Here is a 16,568-nt window from a genome sequence, read left to right as displayed (position 1 = left end):
GATCGGGGGACGCCACTATGCGCAACGAGCGTGACTTTTCCTCCGCACCAGGGGCAGGCGCCGGGCAGGGCGTCGGCGCGCGGCTGCCGCGCAAGGAGGACGATCGGTTGATGCGTGGCCGCGGCCAGTTCGTGGCCGACATTCGTCTCGCCGGGCTGCAGGATGTTGCGTTCGTGCGCAGCCCGCTGGCGCACGCGCGGATCAGCGGCATCCATGTGCCCGAACGTTATCGTGGAAAAGTCTTCACCGCCGCCGATCTCGTCGGCGTCAAGCCGATTCGCGCGGTGTCGGCGCTGCCGGGTTTCAAGATTTCCGAGCAACCGGTGCTCGCCACCGGCAAGGTCCGTCAGGTCGGCGAACTCGTCGCGATGTGCGTGGCGCCGACGCGCGCCGAAGCCGAGGACATCGCGGCTTCTGTCACGCTCGATCTCGAAGAGCTTCCCGCGGTCTACGACATGCTGAAGGCGCGCGAACCTGGTGCGGCGCTGGTGCACGAGCACTGGGGCGACAACGTCTTCCTCGAGACCAATTATGAGGTCGACATCTCAGCAGCGCTGGATGCGCCGATCAAGGTGACGCGCGAGATCTCGACCGCACGACAATGCATGTCGCCGCTCGAAGGGCGCGGTGTGGTCGCCACTTTCGATCACCGGCTCGATCAGCTCACGCTCTATTCCGCTGCCCAGATGCCGCATGTCACCCGCAGCGGCCTCGCCGAATGCCTCGGCATGGAGGAGGGAAGGATTCGCCTGATCTCCCCTGACGTCGGCGGCGGCTTCGGCCACAAGGGAATTCTGCTTCCCGAGGAAGTCTGCCTCTCCTGGCTGACCATGCGCTGTGGCCATCCGGTGCGCTGGACGGAGGATCGCCGCGAACATCTCACCGCGAGTTCGAACTGCCGAGAGCATCATTACAAGATCACGGTCTATGCCAACAGTGACGGAACGCTGCGCGGCATCGATTGTGAGGCAACGGTCGATTCCGGGGCCTACTCGTCCTATCCGTTCTCGGCATGCCTCGAGGCGGCGCAGGTCGCAAGCATTCTGCCCGGTCCCTACCTGATGCCGGCCTATCGCTGCCGAACGTTTTCGGTCGCGACCAACAAGTGCCCGATCCTGCCCTATCGTGGCGTCGCGCGCACCGGGGTCTGCTTTGCGCTGGAACTGATGCTCGATCTGGTTGCGGCGGAGGCGGGCCTCGAGCCCGGCGAAGTGCGGCTGCGCAATCTGATCCAACCGGAGCAGATGCCATACGACAACATCACCAAGAAACACTTCGACAGCGGCGATTATCCCGAGGCGATGCGGCGGGCTCTGGCGGCGATCGATATCGATGCGGTGCGCGAACGCCAGCGCGCGGGAGAGCCTGATGGACGGCGGATCGGCATCGGCGTCTCCATCTATTGCGAGCAGGCGGCACACGGCACTTCGGTCTATGCCGGCTGGGGCATTCCGATGGTGCCGGGCCACGAGCAGGCATCGGCACGGCTGACGCCCGACGGCGGTCTCGAACTGCGCGTCGGAGTGCATTCGCACGGGCAGAGCATGGAGACGACGCTTGCCCAGGTCGCCCACGAGATGCTCGGCGTCGATGTCGGAAGCGTGCGCATCATCCTTGGCGACACCGCGATGACGCCCTATTCGACGGGCACCTGGGGTTCGCGTTCGATGGTGATGGCGGGCGGCGCGGTCGCAACCGCATGTCGCGAACTCGGCGAGCGCGCCAGGCGCATCGGCGCCAAGCTGTTGCAGCACGACCCGGCATCGGTGGTGCTGCAGAACGGCGAGGTGCGCGGCGTCAACGGCAGCGTGACGTTGAAGGAGATCGCCTACACTTGGTATCGCCGCCCGCAGGACCTGCCTGCCGATGTCGATCCCGGCGGGCTTGAGGTCACCGCCGGCTACAAGCCGCAGCGTGACAGCGGCACCTTCAGCTATGCAGCGCATGCAGTCGTTGTCGCTGTCGATCGCGATTTGGGAGAGGTCGAAATCCTCGACTATGTCGTCGTCGAGGATGGCGGCGTGCTGGTCAATCCGATGGTCGTGGACGGCCAGATCTATGGCGGCCTCGCGCAGGGCGTCGGCACCGCGCTCTACGAGGAGATGCCGTTCGACGGATCCGGCCAGCCGCTCGCGACGACGCTCGCCGACTATCTCCTGCCCGGACCGACCGAAGTGCCCGCACCGCGCCTCGACCACATGGAGACGCCGTCGCCCTATACGCAATTCGGGGTGAAGGGCATCGGCGAGGGCGGCGCGATCGCACCGCCGGCCGCGATCGCCAATGCCGTCAATGATGCATTGAGACCGCTTGGCGTCGAGATGATGCAATCGCCGATCACGCCTCACCGCATCGTCGAGGCCATCCTCGCCGCTCGCGATGCAAAAAGGACGGCGGCATGAAACCCGCGCCTTTCAGCTATGAGCGTCCACGCGATCTGCCGGCGGCGCTTGCGCTCTTGGCCGAAGCCAACGGGTCGGCGAAGATCATCGCCGGCGGGCAGTCGCTCGGTCCGATGCTGAACCTGCGGTTGGTCCAGCCGGGATTGGTCGTCGACATCACTGGCCTTGCCGAACTGAAACAAGCCGAGAGACACGGCGGCGAACTCGTGCTCGGGGCCTGCATCACGCACGCGGACATTGAGGATGGACGAACGCCGGATGTGACGTGTGGCGCCATGCGGGGCGTCGCCGCCAACATTGCCTATCGCGCCGTGCGCAATCGCGGCACGATCGGCGGCTCGCTCAGCCACGCCGATCCGGCCGCGGACTGGGTGTCGGCGCTTGCAGCGTTCGGCGCGCGATTGACGCTGCGCAGCCTTGCGGGGGCACGCACGGTCGCGCTGGAAGATTTCATCCTTGGAGCCCTGGAATCCATTTTACGTCCGGGCGAGATCGTCGCGACCATCCATGTTCCGGCGCGGCCCCCATCGGCGCATTGGGGCTACGTCAAGAGCTGCCGCAAGACCGGCGAGTTCGCGCATGCGCTCAGCGCCGTCATGATCGATCCGAGCGCCGCGACGGCGCGCGTGGTGATGGGCGCCATCGACACCGCGCCGATCGTGATCACGGATGCTGCGGAACTGTTCGGTGGTCGCGTCGCCGGCGATTTCAAGGAACGTTTCGACGTGCGCGTCGCCGACGCACTTCTCGCCAAGGCCGGCATCGGCAATCCGGCCGACCGACATATCCATGTGAGCGTGCTCAGGCGCGCCGTCCGTGAGGCGGCCGCATGAACACGATTGCGCTCAACGTCAACCGACGTGCGGTGCAGGCTGAGGCGGAGCCGCGCACGAGTCTGGCCGATTTCGTTCGCGACAAGCTTGATTTGACCGGTACGCATCTTGGTTGCGAGCATGGTGTCTGCGGCGCCTGCACAGTGCTGCTCGACGGCGTGCCGGCGCGCTCGTGCATCACTTATGCCATGGCTTGCGAGGGGGCCGATGTCACCACGATTGAGGGCCTTGACGAGGACGACATCACGACCGAGCTGCGCGCCGCCTTCACCCGCGAGCACGCCTTGCAGTGCGGCTATTGCACGCCTGGCATGCTGGTCTCCGCGCGCGATCTGGTCCTGCGGCTGGCTGCCGCCGACGAGCGCCAGATTCGCATCGGCCTGAGCGGAAATCTCTGCCGCTGTACCGGTTACGTCGGCATCGTGCGCGCGGTGCAGTCCGTGATCGAGGCGCGGCGTGCCCGCAGCATCGCACCCGAGCCGGACGGCGGTCGCAAGGTCTTGGGGCCAGCGGGCTCCGGGCGAAGTGGGCGAGACGGTGCGATCCAGGTCCCGCAGCCAATCCAAACTGAACCCACCTATGCATCCGAGACGGTGGCGTCGCCGGCCGAGATTCCTGACTTCACCCCGGCCAACCGGCTCGAACGGGACTTCACGCTCCCGTACCCGCCAAAGGATGTCTTTGCGACGTTCGACGACATCGCCGCCGTCGCGGCCTGCCTGCCAGGCGCGTCGTTGACGGCGGTGCCGAGCCCTGAACGGGTTGAAGGCGCCATCCGCGTCAAGCTTGGTCCGGTCGCCGCGAGCTTCCAGGGCACGGCGCGCATCGAACGCGACCCGAAGAATCTCTCCGGTCGCATCGTCGGCATCGGCAACGATCGCCGCAGCCGATCGGCGACCCAGGGCGAAATCCGGTACCAGCTGACGCCGATCGAAGAGGGCGCGTCGACGCGCGTCGATCTCCTGATCGGATACACGCTGACGGGAATGCTGGCGCAGGTCGGGCGGCCGGGATTGGTGCGCGACCTCGCCGAGCGGCTGATCGCGGAATTTGCCGCCAATCTCGATCGCCGCATGTCGGGGGCCTCGCCCGAGCAAGCAACCGCGAAGGAGCTGAAGGGATTTTCGATGATTTCAGGTGTCTTTCGCGCGCGCATCGCGCGCTGGTTGGGTCGCTTCGTCAGACGAGACGGAGCGGCATGATGTTTCGGCGTCTCCCCATATCGCGGGGCGGCGAGGTTGGAACTGCGCGGAGATCAACAGAGCAATTGGAGAGCTACATGATTAGGACTTCCTGGATTGTTCCGGCAATTGCGCTGGCGACCGCTTTGCTCGGGGGCGGGGCCGAGGCGCAAACCATCAAGATCGGCGTGAACGAGCCACTTACCGGCGCGTTCGCCGCGTCCGGCACTTATGTTGTCAACGGCGCCAAGATCGCCGCCGACGAGATCAACGCCAAGGGCGGCATTCTCGGCAAGAAGATCGAGCTCGTGATCGAGGACAACAAGAGCAATCCGACCGAAGCTGCCGCCGTCGCCGAGAAGCTGATCACCAGCGACAAGGTGCCGGTGCTCATGGGCGCCTGGGGCTCGAGCCTGACGCTCGCGGTGATGCCGAAGCTGATCGAGTACGAGACGCCGATGGTCGTCGAGACGTCGTCGTCGAGCAAGATCACCACCACCGGAAATCCCTTCATCTTCCGTATCTCGCCGCCGTCGTCGGTCGAAGCAGCCGCCTTCAAGGGCATCGTCGACAAGCTCGCATTGAAGAAGGTCGATTTTCTCGTCATCAACAACGACTGGGGCCGCGGCACGGCGGACGATTTCGCCAAGATGATGAAGGAGAAGGGGATCGGCATCGGTCTGGTCGAGACCATGGACCAAGGCGCGCAGGACATGAGCGCGCAGCTCTCCAAGATCAAAGGCTCGGACTCCGAGACCGTGATCGTCACGACCGCGGTCGACCAACTCACTCTGATCTTCAAACAGGCGGCGGCGCTGGGCCTCAAGAAGCGCATCATCACCACAGGCGGCTCGCAAAATCCGGATCAGATCATCGCGCAGGCGGGCGCCGCGGCCAACGGCACCATGCACCTGACGACTTTCCTGCCCTGGTTCCCCGAGAAGACGCCGAATCCGGAAGCGACCAACTATTTCGTGTCGGAATGGAAGAAGCGCGGCTTCGACTTTGCCGGCTGCACCGAGAGTTTCCGCGGCTATGACGGCATCCGTACTGCGGCAGCCGCGATCGAGAAGGCGGGCAAGGCGGAGCCCGCGGCCATCAAGGCGGCGCTGTGGGACATCAACGTGAAGGGCTTGAACGGCGATATCGTGTTCCGCAAGTCCGGCCCGGAAGGCAAGGAGAGCGGCCAGAGCCAGCCGAACGTCTACCTGATCGAGATCAGCGACGGCAAGGTCGACATGAAGACACTCTGATCTCGCGTCATCTATCGACGAGGGCCGCGCTGCGGTCCTCGCCCGCACCAGGATAGCCCGGAGCCGCCTTGAGCGAGTTTCTGCAACATCTGATCAACATGCTCGTCCTCGGCGGCACCTATGCGCTGCTCGGGATCGGGCTGACCTTGATCTTCGGCATCATGAACGTGGTGAACTTTACGCATGGCGTGCTCTACACGTTCGGCGCCTACATCATGTTCATCGTGGTTCAGCAGCTTGGGCTCAACTTCTTCCTCGCGCTGCCCGTCGCCGTCGTGGCGGGGTGGCTCCTGGGCGCGGTGATTGAACTGACTTTGCTGCGACCGCTGCGCGGCTCCGATATCGACACCACCATGCTGGTGATGATCGGCGCCTGGATCGCGATGCAGTCGGCCACGCTGTGGATCTGGGGCGGGGTCGCGAAATCGGTCGCGACACCGTTTCCGGAGGCGCCGCTTGTATTGGGACCTGTCTCGGTCTCCTGGCTACGGCTGTTCGTCCTGGCAGCCGCAGCGCTTCTGATCACGGTGACGTACCTGCTCATCAACCGCACCAAGCTTGGCTGCGCGATGCGCGCGACGTTCCAGGACCAGGACACCGCGTCGCTGATGGGGGTCAATGTCGATCTCATTTATACCTCGACCTTTGCGATCGGCTCGAGCCTGGCCGCTGCGGCCGGCGCGCTGCTCGGCCCGGTCTATGTGATCTCTCCGCAGATGGGCGATCTTGCCGCGGTCAAGGCCTTCGCGATCGTGATCCTCGGCGGGCTCGGCAACATCACCGGCGCGGTCATCGGCGGTTTCATACTGGCATTGGCCGAGGAACTCGGCGCGGGCTACATATCGTCGGGATACCGGGACGCGATGGGCTTCCTGATCATCATCGCGGTGCTGATCTTCAAGCCCACCGGTTTGTTCGCGCGTTCGGAGCGCGTGGGATGAGGGCAGCGATCACCATGCTCGTGCTCGCGGCCTTCGCATCCGTCCCGCTCTGGCTGCGCGATCCTTATCTCCTGAACGCGCTGATCACGACCGGAATCTTCATCATCGCTGCAATGAGCCTCAATCTCCTGCTCGGTTTCACCGGTCAGCTCAGCCTCGGTCACATCGCTTTCTTCGGCATTGGCGCCTATGTCAGCGCGCTGACGTCGCTCGGCTTCGATATCGGCCTGCCCGGCGGCTTCCGCCTGGTTCACGAACCATGGCCACCGATTGCGGGGCTTGCGCTGGCGATCCTGGTCGCGGGATTGTGCGGCTATTTCGTCGGGTTGCTTTCCTTCCGCGTCCGCGGCGCTTATTTCGTGATCGTCACGATTTCCTTTGCCGAGGTCGTGCGGCTGGTGGCGCTGAACTGGGTCGAGCTGACGCAGGGGCCGCTGGCGCTAACCAATATCCCGTCGATCGCGATCGGCCTGCCGGGTCTCGGCGAACTGACGCTGCGCACCAAGCTGCAGAACTATTATCTCGTGCTGGCGGTCGCAGTCGTCGCCTATCTCCTGATCGCGCGGCTCGTGCATTCCCATTTCGGCCGTGCCATGCGCGGGCTGATGGAAAACGAAACGCTGGCGGTGTCGGTCGGGATCGACGTCACGAAGACGCTTACGCTCGCCGCGGTCATCTCGGCTGCTATCGCGGGCGCAGCCGGTAGCCTTTATGCGCACTACATCCGGATCATCGATCCCGAGGTGTTCGCTTTCATCAACACGGTGACGATGGTGATCATGGTCATCAGCGGCGGCAAGGGCTCACTGGCCGGACCGGTCGTCGGCGGCCTGATCTTCGGATTGCTGCCGGTCGTCCTGCGTCCGATCATGGCGCCGGAAGCACAATGGATCGCCTATGGGGGCGTGCTGATCGTGATCCTCTTCGTACTGCCGCGCGGCATCGTACCTTCATTGGCGCAGCGGTTCGCGAAACGGAAGCGCCAAGCCGCAACGGTTGCTCCGGTTGCCTTTTCCGAACGTGCCAAGGAGCCTGCGTAGTGACCTCGCGTGCGATCGCCTTGGACGTGGAGCAGGTCGCCGTTCGCTTCGGCGGGCTCGTCGCGCTCTCGGATATGAACTTTACGGTAGGCGAGGGCGAGATCGTCAGCCTGATCGGCCCGAACGGCGCCGGCAAGACCACCGCGTTCAACGTCATGACCGGCTTTCTGGATCCAGCCCACGGCAAGGTGAGCTATCGCGGGGCCACACTGAACGGACTGAAGCCGCATCAGATCGCTGATCTCGGATTGATCCGCACCTTTCAGCGGACCAGTGTTTTCCCGAACGACACGGTTTACGACAATCTTCTGATCGGGCTGCACCGCCAGGGCCGGGTTGGCCTGTTCGAAGCGATTCTTGGGCTGCCGCGCGGACGCGCGTCGGAGCGCAGGCTGCGCGAGCGCGCCGCCGAACTCGTCGAATGGGTCGGGCTCGAGCGTCGCGCCCACGACCCCGCAGGTTCGCTGTCCTATGGCGAGCAGCGCCTCGTCGGCGTGGCGCTGGCGCTGGCCGCGGAGCCGTCGATGCTGCTGCTCGATGAGCCGGTCTCTGGCATGAATGCGTCGGAGACCCACACGTTTGTCGAACTCATCCGCAATATCCGCGACCGCGGCGTCACCATCCTTCTGGTCGAGCATGACATGCCGATGGTGATGAGCGTGTCGGATCGGATCGTGGTGTTGAACTACGGCAGGATCATCGCGGAAGGACCGCCGGATGCGATCCGGAACGATCCTGACGTTATCGAAGCCTATCTCGGGCAGGGAGCCGCGCGTGCTTGAGATCCGCGACATCGTCTGCGGCTATGGCGGCGTTACCGCGCTGCGGGGCATCTCGCTGCAGGTGAAGGCCGGGCAGCTCGTCGCTCTGATCGGCGCCAATGGCGCCGGCAAGAGCACGACGCTGCGCGCGATTTCCGGATTGGTACCGCTGCGTTCCGGACAGATGCTCTTCGACGGCAAGGATATGACCGCGGCGCGACCGCCGCGCGTGCTGGCGAGCGGTATCGCGCATTGCCCGGAGGGAAGGCGCGTGTTTCCGCACATGACTGTCGAGGAAAATCTTGACATGGGCGCCTATCTCCGTAACGACCCGAGCGGGATCGCCGCGGACCGTGACCGCATCTTCACTGAGTTTCCGCGTCTTGCGGAGCGGAGGCGGCAGGCGGCCGGTACCCTGTCGGGCGGCGAGCAACAGATGCTGGCGATCGGCAGGGCGCTGATGTCGCGGCCTCGCCTCATCATGTTTGACGAGCCGTCGCTTGGGCTCGCGCCGAATATTGTTGAGCGAACGTTTGCTATCATCCGCGGCATCCGCGATGCCGGCACAACCGTTTTACTGGTAGAGCAAAACGCCTTTGCTGCGCTTGAGATGTGCGATCAGGCTTACCTCATCGAGAGCGGTCGCATCGTGCTGTCCGGCGTCGGCGCGGAGCTGATCGCGAACGAGCATGTGCGAAAGGCCTATCTCGGCGGCTGATCCGCCGCGGTCGCGCGGACGGCGATCTGACCTGTGAGCCGGTTGATCGAAAAGACCTTCGACTGCACCAGCATCGGCGGCAATAACGTCGGTATCTATCCTGACATGTGGGGCAAATATGGGCAACTTAAGGTCCGCGCCATGGCTCCTTTCGCCCGCCGCCTCGCGCAATCCGGCCCGATCGCCTTGTCTGGGGAACGAACTGGCCGCATCCGGTGCGCTATCGGGCCATGCCCGACGACGGCGGTGTGCTCGATGCCTTGTGGGCGTGGCTGCCGGACGAACAAACCGTGCGACATTACTCGTAGAAAATCCCGAAAAGCTCAATGGCTTCGCCGCATTTCGGTGAATGTCGGCAAAGCCGTGACCATCATGCCATATGCGGGTTCTTGCGATGTGGGAGGTGTTCGAGCGCTATCTGCGGAACTTGAGCGCGGTCTACATTGTTGCGCAGAAAGGTTAGACATGACAGAACCAAACAGGTGCCCCATGGAAGAGCGCTCCGAGTTAGCGGAAAGAATTCTCGATCAAACGGCCGATGCGGTGATCTACGCCGATCGCTCCGGCGCGATTGCCCGCTGGAATCCCGCCGCCGCCGCGTTGTTTGGCTATTCGTTGGAGGAGGTGCTCGGCCAAAGCCTCGATCTGATCATCCCCGAGCATCTGCGGGCCGCGCATTGGCGCGGCTTTGAGGCGGCAATGACTGGCGGCGCCATGAAGCTTCAAGGCAAGCCCACGCTGACGCGCGCCTTGCACAAGAGCGGACGCAAGGTCTACGTTGAGATGACATTCGCGATCGTCAAGGACAGCGCCGCTGGCGAAGTGCTTGGCTCGGTTGCCGTGGCGCGAGACGTGACCGAGCGCATCGAACGAGAGCGTGCCGCGACCCGCGCCTCGTGAGATGTTCGCAGGTGCCGCTTTCAACCGGCCCGGCAGGATCGTTGATGCGTCTGTGATAGCCAAGTTTTCTTGGACGTCCGACAATACCGCCATCGACGCAAAACGAGGAAGTCTACGATGCGGTTGTCTAGAGTCGCTGTTTTGATGCTTATCGCTGCAGCTGCAGGCTCCATGTCCGCGTCTCCAGCGATAGCCGCTTCTGACTGTCCCAGATTACTGGAAGTAGCGGATTGGGGCGAGAATTCGACCGGCGACATTAGCGTCAGCTCAGGAGAAAGTTGCCTATTTCCGATTACGATACGCGGCACGGTGAGCAGCTCGGACATCTTACAAAAGCCGGCACATGGCAGCTTGAAAAAGCTCAACATGACGACTTACGAATACAAAGCGAAGGCTAGGTACAAGGGGAGCGATAACTTTGCCATCAAAGCAGTGGGACAGGGGCCGACGGCTTCTGGCACTTCGGTAATCACTGTGCACGCGACGATCAAATAGCATTGCTCGGGTCCACGGCGCCCGTGCCTGTACCGGGTTGCGGGTGTGACCCCACAATAAGGGTTAGCGCCAACCAAGCGCCGGGGCGATGTGAGTCAGGATCGCCTCGATGACGTGCGCGTTGTAATCCACGCCAAGCTGGTTGGGCACGGTCAAAAGCAGCGTATCGGCCTCCGCAATAGCTTCATCCTTGGCCAATTGCGCAATCAGCACGTCCGGCTCGGCGGCATAGCTGCGGCCGAAGATCGCCTTGGTTTTTTCGTCGATGAAGCCGATTTGGTCCGCGTCCTGACCACCGTGTCCGAAGTAGGCGCGGTCCCGGTCGTCGACCAGCGCGAAGATGCTGCGGCTGACTGACACGCGAGGCTCGCGCTTGTGACCAGCCGCCTTCCAGGCCGAGCGGAAAGCTCGGATCTGGTTCGCTTGCTGGACGTGGAACGGCTCTCCGGTCTCGTCGTCCTTCAGGGTGGAGCTTTGCAGATTCGTGCCCAGCTTGGCCGCCCAGACCGCGGTAGCGTTCGACCCGGCGCCCCACCAGATGCGGTCGCGCAAGCCTTCCGAATACGGCTCGATGCGCAAGAGGCCGGGAGGGTTCGGAAACATCGGATGCGGATTGGGCTTTGCGAAGCCCTCGCCGCGCAGCAGCTCGAGCAGGATCTCCGTATTGTGCCGGGCCATGTCGGAAGCGGTCTCGCCGTCGCGTGGAACGTAACCGAAGTAGCGCCACCCATCGATGACCTGCTCGGGTGATCCCCGGCTGATGCCGAGTTGCAAGCGCCCACCGGCAATGAGGTCGGCCGCGCCCGCATCCTCGGCCATGTACAGCGGGTTCTCATATCGCATGTCGATGACTGCCGTGCCGATCTCGATCCGGCGGGTCTTCGCGCCGACGGCTGCCAGCAACGGAAACGGTGAAGCGAGCTGACGAGCGAAATGATGCACACGGAAATATGCACCGTCTGCCCCCAACTCTTCGGCGGCAACGGCAAGTTCGATGGATTGCAGAAGGGCGTCGGATGCCGATCGCGTCTGCGATTGCGGTGAAGGCGTCCAATGCCCGAACGATAGAAAGCCGATCTTTTTCATGGATATTCAGCGTAAATCCTTGGGAGGCACATTCGAGGTTGCTGCCCGTTGGCAATCTGCATCAGATGCGCGCAATCGCGTCAACGCCCTGCGCACGATCCACCGCGGCAGGTTGCGAGTGTCGAGTAGCATCATTGACGTATATTTTGATAGATTCGATGAGGCAATATCCCGGCGTCATGGCCTGCGCTACCGTAGAACGTGTTGAACTTAGTCTGCAGAATGGACAATAGCGATATGAATGAACAGACGACCCCGCATAGCTCGCGGAGCACGCTGCTGGCGGTTGAAGATACCGAATTCTTGCTTCGGGACGAGATGCGATCGATCCGCTTTGCCCTCGAATATGCCAAAGCCGAACTCGCGTTGCGGGATTGGGGAATCCGCTCGACTATCATTGTTTTTGGCAGCGCGCGTGTGCCGTCTCCGGAGCAGGCTGCCGCCGCCGTCGAAGCGGCTCGGACGGAGACCGAGAAGAGGGTGGCTGAGAAATTGCTGCAGCAATCCGAGTTCTACCAGGTCGCGCGCGAATTCGGGCGCATCGCTTCGCAACGCGGCGGCGCCTTCGATCCCAAGAACCGGTGGCGCGACAATGTTGTCGCTACTGGCGGCGGCCCCGGCATCATGGAGGCGGCAAACCGAGGCGCGTCCGACGTCGGTGCTCCAAGCATCGGATTCAACGTCACCCTGCCACATGAACAGATTCCCAATCGCTACATCACGCCGGAGCTCAGCTTCCGATTTCACTACTTCGCAATGCGCAAAATGCATTTGGCCATGCGTGCGAACGCCCTGGCGATTTTTCCCGGCGGTTTCGGAACCATGGACGAGATGTTCGAGGTGCTGACGCTGCAGCAAACGCAGAAGGCCCCTCCAGCGCCCATTGTGCTGTTCGGCGAAAGGTACTGGCGCAAAATCATTAACTTTGACGCCCTCGTCGAGGAGGGCATGATTTCTGCGGCCGACCCCGGTCTCTTTGAATTTGCGGAGACCGCGGAAGATGGTTGGGCCTCACTGGTTCGCCGTGGCTTGCGCGCGCATGGTACTAGCCCAGCCGGTTGATCTGCGACGGACGGCGCGGAGCAACCGGTATCCGCTTTTTCGGATCATGCCCTGGAGCGTTTTCGAGCGAAGTGGACACCGGTTCGCGTGAAGAAAACGCGTCAAACAAGAATCTAGAGCTTCGGTTCTGATTCCATCAGAACCGAAAGTACTCTAATCATGCAGGAGCATGTCGCCCGCCCCGGATCGCTGACGTGCAGGCGTTCTGCTTTCGATGCAATTTGCAAGTCGGACCTTCCTGCGAGGGGGAGGGCGCAGGCTGAATCGTCGTCACGAGGTTGCCGCGGCAACAGCAGCAAGATCGAACCTGTCAAAACCAGGGCCGCAAGCCGGATCGCGATCACACCCAGCAAGACATCCGATCCGCTTGCGGCAGAATGATTTTTCATCATCGCAGCATGACCGACACGGGCAGGCTGGACAATCTGGAAATACCGGCGACTGCCTTCGCCGGAAACGAAGGCTTATCGCGATTGTCCGACTGCGACGGTGCTACTTCAGGCTCGACGCGGATCGTCCAGCTCGCGAGATATCGTCAACGCAGTCGGCAATATGGTCAGACCCAGCCGCCATCGACGATGTAGCTCTGGTTGGTGCAGGCGCCGCTGTCGTCGGCGGCGAAGAAGAGGACGGCGCGAGCGATGTCATCAGGCACGAGCTTGCGCTTAAGGCATTGGCGCTGCATGATTTCGGCCTCACCATCGGGCGTCAACCACAGATCCTGCTGCCGCTGGGTCATGATCCATCCGGGCAGGATGGAATTGACCCGCACATTGTTCGGCCCAAGATCGCGGGCGAGCGCACGGGTCAGGCCCTGAACCGCGGATTTGGCGGTCGTGTAGCAGGGCATGTTGCCCTGGCCGATCACCCAGCTCACCGAGCCGATGTTGACGATCGAACCGCCCCCTGCCTGGATCATGTCTGGCGCGATCGCCTGCGCGCTGAAGAACTGATGCTTCAGATTGACCGCGATCCGCTCGTCCCAATATTCCGGCGTGACGTCCTCGATCGCGTGACGGTCGTCGCGGGCCGCGTTATTGACCAGGATGGTGATCGGCCCGAACATCTCGCGGACGCCGGCGACCGCGCGTCTCAGGGCGGCGATGTCGCGCAGATCGGCGTGCTCGAAGTGCACGCTCGCATGCGCCGGCAGGCTGGCCAGGAGATGCTTTGAGGCCTCCACATCGATGTCGATGAAACCGACCCGCGAGCCTTGGCTGACGAACCGGCGGACGATGGCCTCGCCGATCCCGGAACCGCCGCCGGTCACCAGTACAGTCCGGTCCTTGAGACTTGGATAGATGGCGCCTTGCATTGGCATCCTCTCGATTTTGCGCCTGAGGGCGTCGGTTGCGTTTGCTGCGGCTCCAACAAGGGCCACGGCTTCCGGTGTTCACTCGGTCGTCTCCATGTGGTTTCGGTCCACGACCCGCAGCGTCCGCCGCACCATGCCGTCGACAATTGCCGCCGACTCGCTTGGACGCACATATATTGCCGTGGACTTGAGCAGCCACGGTAACACCGCCTGGTCGAGCCGCTCCTCATAGGCACGGCGCATCATGTCAAATGCCTGCAGGCCGGGGCCCGCCAGGATGACATGGTGCGGGCGCAGCACCGATATCGTTGCGGCGACCGCCTCTGCAAGCGCGTGGCCTGCCTGCCGGAATAAGTGCTCGAGACGGGGATCACCGCCCAGTGCTCGCTGGCGCAGCAGAGCCATCTGCGCCTCGGAAGGCTGCTGCGACACCGCCGGCGGCAGGTCGAGAAAGGTGCGGGCGTCGCGGTAGATCGCGTAGTCGGCGAGATAGGCCTCGATGCAGCCGCGCTGGCCGCAGCGGCATTGCGGACCGTTCGGCGCCAACTTGACATGGCCGATCTCGCTGCCGGCGCCGGCGCCCCAGCGCGCTTCGCCGTCGACAACGACGCCCATCCCGACGCCGTGGCCGACCATGATCGTGGCCGAGAGGCCCTGCGCCAGTGCCGGCTCCGCGGCTGCGAGGGCCAGCGCAACTGCGACAGCGTCGTTCGCCATCACGACCTCGACCCCGAATGCCTGACGCATCGGCTTCGCCAGATCGATGTCGGTGACCGACAGCGCCGGACTCCACAGATGCCGTCCGGTGTCGGCGTTCACGATGCCCTGCAGCGCAATCCCGATTCCCAGCAGCCGATGGCGCGGCGTTGCCGTCGCGTCAAGCATAGCATCGATCTGCGCGATCATGAGATCGCACAACGCATCTGCATCGAGAGCGCGCGTCGTGAGTGCAAGTCGCGATTGCGCCAAGCCAGAGCCACTGAAGTCTGCGATCAGTGTCTCAATCAGGTTCATGCGTAGCGAGACCGCGATGATGCGGCCAAACTCCGGGTTCAGGGTCAGCAATACCGCAGGCCGGCCACGGCGACGGCCATTCAGCCCGTCCGTATCCTCTTCGTCGGTATCGTCGGGCCACGACGTCGCCGCTCCGGCGTCGGTCTCGGCCTCGCACAACAGTTCTTCCGCTATCAGTCTGGACGTTATGGCCGAAATGGCCGCGAAGCTCAGCCCCGTACTACGTGCGAGCTCCACGCGCGGCAATGGCCCCTGACGTCGCAAGACTTCGACGAGGCGGCCGCGATTCGATCCGCGGGCCACGCTTGAAGCACGTCTCGGCGGCTCGGGCTGCTCATCCATGCGGGTCTTTTAATTCGTTCAGTGAAATTAATCAACGTTGTGCGGCGCGGAGATGGCCAAAAAGAACAATGAAGGCTACCTTATCGTCCCAATTATACTATTGTTGCGTGAGGTGGCGGACAATAACATCCTTGACTCGATATAGAGTTCCGATAATTTATTCGTAGCGTGAACAAAATAAAGCGCACAAAGCGCCGCGCGTGAAGCCCCATGGGGTGACGACAGGGAGGTGCACATGAAGAGCTCAATGAAGACATTGATCGTGCCGCTGCTGGTGAGCGCAACGGCGCTCGCGATGGCCACGGGCGCGGCACAAGCGCAGCAGAAAAAGACCATCGCGCTGGTGACCAATGTCGCGGCCGACTTCTGGACCATCGCCGGCCGCGGGCTTGAGAAGGCGCAGAAGGAGCACCCGGAATACAATATCGAGTTGATCGTCACCAACGACGGAACTGCGGCGGGCCAGCGGCGCGAGTTGGATGACCTGCTGGTGCGCGGCGTCGCCGGCATCTCTATTTCTGTAGACGATGCGCCGCACGCAACCGAAGAACTCAACAAGGTTGCGGCCAAGACCGTATTGATCACGACGGACAGCGACGCGCCGCAGAGCAATCGTCTCGCCTATATCGGCACCGACAACGTCGCGGCTGGGCGGCAGGCGGGCGAGGAGATCAAGAAGGCGCTGCCGAACGGCGGCAAGATCGCACTGTTTGTCGGAACGATGGACGCTGACAACGCCCGCGAGCGGGTGCAGGGTATCAAGGAAGCGATCGCCGGCACCAAGGTCGAGCTGGTCGACGTGTTCACCGACCAGGTGGACTTCGCCAAGGCCAAGGCGAATATGGAGAACGTGCTCGTCAAATATCCCGACATTGCGCTGTTGTCCGGCCTGTGGAGCTACGAGACACCCTTGATCTATGACGCGGTGAAGGCGGCGGGCAAGGTCGGCAAGGTGAAGATTGTCGGCTTCGACGAGGACCAGCGCACGCTGCGGGGCATTTCCGACGGCACGATCGAATCCACGGTCGTGCAGCAGCCGTACGAGTTCGGCTATCTCTCCGCCACCAACATCATCAAAACGCTGAACGGCGACAAGTCCTGGATCCCGGCGGATAGCAAGCTGATCGTGCCGACCAAGGTGATCGGCAAGTCCAACGTCGCGGAGTTCACCGCATCTCTGAAGGAACTGCTGAAGAAGTGACTTCAGTATGCTTCACCGCCGGGC

14 protein-coding genes are annotated in these 16,568 nt (G+C 63.1%); 11 read left to right on the top strand and 3 right to left on the bottom strand.

All coding sequences use genetic code 11. The features are described 5' to 3' along the window. The first annotated feature begins 17 nt into the window (after window positions 1-17). The 9 genes from ACZIRK_RS01095 to ACZIRK_RS01055 all read left to right on the top strand — a co-directional run bounded on the left by ACZIRK_RS01095 (window position 18) and on the right by ACZIRK_RS01055 (window position 10,029). Window positions 18-2,402 carry a xanthine dehydrogenase family protein molybdopterin-binding subunit gene (locus ACZIRK_RS01095; protein ID WP_463326776.1) on the top strand — a complete coding sequence of 795 codons (2,385 nt, stop codon included), beginning with the start codon at window positions 18-20 and terminating at the stop codon, window positions 2,400-2,402. Next, a complete protein-coding gene (locus ACZIRK_RS01090; RefSeq protein ID WP_463326775.1) occupies window positions 2,399-3,235 on the top strand; it encodes an FAD binding domain-containing protein in 837 nt (278 codons plus the stop codon). Before ACZIRK_RS01095 ends, ACZIRK_RS01090 begins: the two co-directional genes overlap by 4 nt. Beyond that, entirely contained in the window at window positions 3,232-4,437 is a 1,206-nt protein-coding gene (locus ACZIRK_RS01085; RefSeq protein WP_456641984.1) for a xanthine dehydrogenase family Fe-S subunit, read from the top strand. The genes ACZIRK_RS01090 and ACZIRK_RS01085 overlap by 4 nt, the downstream gene beginning before the upstream one ends. 77 nt (window positions 4,438-4,514) lie before the next feature. Beyond that, window positions 4,515-5,669 (top strand): ABC transporter substrate-binding protein, encoded by a 1,155-nt coding sequence (locus tag ACZIRK_RS01080; RefSeq protein ID WP_456641985.1) that lies wholly within the window; start codon window positions 4,515-4,517, stop codon window positions 5,667-5,669. 68 nt (window positions 5,670-5,737) lie between these two features. Beyond that, a complete protein-coding gene (locus tag ACZIRK_RS01075) occupies window positions 5,738-6,610 on the top strand; it encodes a branched-chain amino acid ABC transporter permease (RefSeq protein WP_463326774.1) in 873 nt (290 codons plus the stop codon). Then, a complete protein-coding gene (locus tag ACZIRK_RS01070; protein ID WP_463326773.1) occupies window positions 6,607-7,650 on the top strand; it encodes a branched-chain amino acid ABC transporter permease in 1,044 nt (347 codons plus the stop codon). The genes ACZIRK_RS01075 and ACZIRK_RS01070 overlap by 4 nt, the downstream gene beginning before the upstream one ends. Next, window positions 7,650-8,432, top strand: coding sequence for an ABC transporter ATP-binding protein (locus ACZIRK_RS01065; RefSeq protein WP_028164693.1), 783 nt, complete (start codon window positions 7,650-7,652; stop codon window positions 8,430-8,432). Before ACZIRK_RS01070 ends, ACZIRK_RS01065 begins: the two co-directional genes overlap by 1 nt. After that, entirely contained in the window at window positions 8,425-9,129 is a 705-nt protein-coding gene (locus ACZIRK_RS01060; RefSeq protein ID WP_165435068.1) for an ABC transporter ATP-binding protein, read from the top strand. The genes ACZIRK_RS01065 and ACZIRK_RS01060 overlap by 8 nt, the downstream gene beginning before the upstream one ends. Before the next feature lie 42 nt (window positions 9,130-9,171). Then, window positions 9,172-10,029, top strand: a complete 858-nt coding sequence (locus ACZIRK_RS01055) for a PAS domain-containing protein (RefSeq protein WP_474417413.1) — start codon at window positions 9,172-9,174, stop codon at window positions 10,027-10,029. 558 nt (window positions 10,030-10,587) lie between these two features. Here the strand turns inward: ACZIRK_RS01055 and ACZIRK_RS01050 are convergent. Further along, complete coding sequence (locus ACZIRK_RS01050; protein WP_456642025.1) at window positions 10,588-11,610, bottom strand: LLM class flavin-dependent oxidoreductase; 1,023 nt, start codon at window positions 11,608-11,610, stop codon at window positions 10,588-10,590. Window positions 11,611-11,847: 237 nt separating this feature from the next. Here ACZIRK_RS01050 and ACZIRK_RS01045 point away from each other — a divergent pair, with 237 nt between their 5' ends. Continuing rightward, window positions 11,848-12,672, top strand: coding sequence for an LOG family protein (locus tag ACZIRK_RS01045; protein WP_463326771.1), 825 nt, complete (start codon window positions 11,848-11,850; stop codon window positions 12,670-12,672). 556 nt (window positions 12,673-13,228) lie between these two features. Here the strand turns inward: ACZIRK_RS01045 and ACZIRK_RS01040 are convergent. Further along, a complete protein-coding gene (locus tag ACZIRK_RS01040; protein WP_463326770.1) occupies window positions 13,229-13,987 on the bottom strand; it encodes an SDR family NAD(P)-dependent oxidoreductase in 759 nt (252 codons plus the stop codon). 78 nt (window positions 13,988-14,065) lie between these two features. Continuing rightward, window positions 14,066-15,343: an ROK family protein gene (locus ACZIRK_RS01035; protein ID WP_130223861.1), complete on the bottom strand. Its 1,278-nt coding sequence runs from the start codon at window positions 15,341-15,343 to the stop codon at window positions 14,066-14,068. Between the two features lie 235 nt (window positions 15,344-15,578). On the opposite strand from ACZIRK_RS01035, the gene ACZIRK_RS01030 reads away from it, so the two are divergent. Next, window positions 15,579-16,544, top strand: a complete 966-nt coding sequence (locus tag ACZIRK_RS01030; protein ID WP_130223863.1) for a sugar-binding protein — start codon at window positions 15,579-15,581, stop codon at window positions 16,542-16,544. The last annotated feature ends 24 nt before the right edge of the window (window positions 16,545-16,568 follow it).

The sequence above is a fragment of the Bradyrhizobium sp. Leo114 genome, from assembly GCF_055229415.2.
Note: the sequence above shows the minus strand (reverse complement) of the source record. Positions and strands in the feature narration are given on the sequence as shown.

Coding starts and splice junctions, on each gene's coding strand:
- ACZIRK_RS01080 (WP_456641985.1), top strand. CDS start 4,515: ATGATTAGGACTTCCTGGATTGTTCCGGCAATTGCGCTGGCGACCGCT.
- ACZIRK_RS01095 (WP_463326776.1), top strand. CDS start 18: ATGCGCAACGAGCGTGACTTTTCCTCCGCACCAGGGGCAGGCGCCGGG.
- ACZIRK_RS01070 (WP_463326773.1), top strand. CDS start 6,607: ATGAGGGCAGCGATCACCATGCTCGTGCTCGCGGCCTTCGCATCCGTC.
- ACZIRK_RS01085 (WP_456641984.1), top strand. CDS start 3,232: ATGAACACGATTGCGCTCAACGTCAACCGACGTGCGGTGCAGGCTGAG.
- ACZIRK_RS01040 (WP_463326770.1), bottom strand. CDS start 13,987: ATGCAAGGCGCCATCTATCCAAGTCTCAAGGACCGGACTGTACTGGTG.
- ACZIRK_RS01090 (WP_463326775.1), top strand. CDS start 2,399: ATGAAACCCGCGCCTTTCAGCTATGAGCGTCCACGCGATCTGCCGGCG.
- ACZIRK_RS01035 (WP_130223861.1), bottom strand. CDS start 15,343: ATGGATGAGCAGCCCGAGCCGCCGAGACGTGCTTCAAGCGTGGCCCGC.
- ACZIRK_RS01045 (WP_463326771.1), top strand. CDS start 11,848: ATGAATGAACAGACGACCCCGCATAGCTCGCGGAGCACGCTGCTGGCG.
- ACZIRK_RS01050 (WP_456642025.1), bottom strand. CDS start 11,610: ATGAAAAAGATCGGCTTTCTATCGTTCGGGCATTGGACGCCTTCACCG.
- ACZIRK_RS01030 (WP_130223863.1), top strand. CDS start 15,579: ATGAAGAGCTCAATGAAGACATTGATCGTGCCGCTGCTGGTGAGCGCA.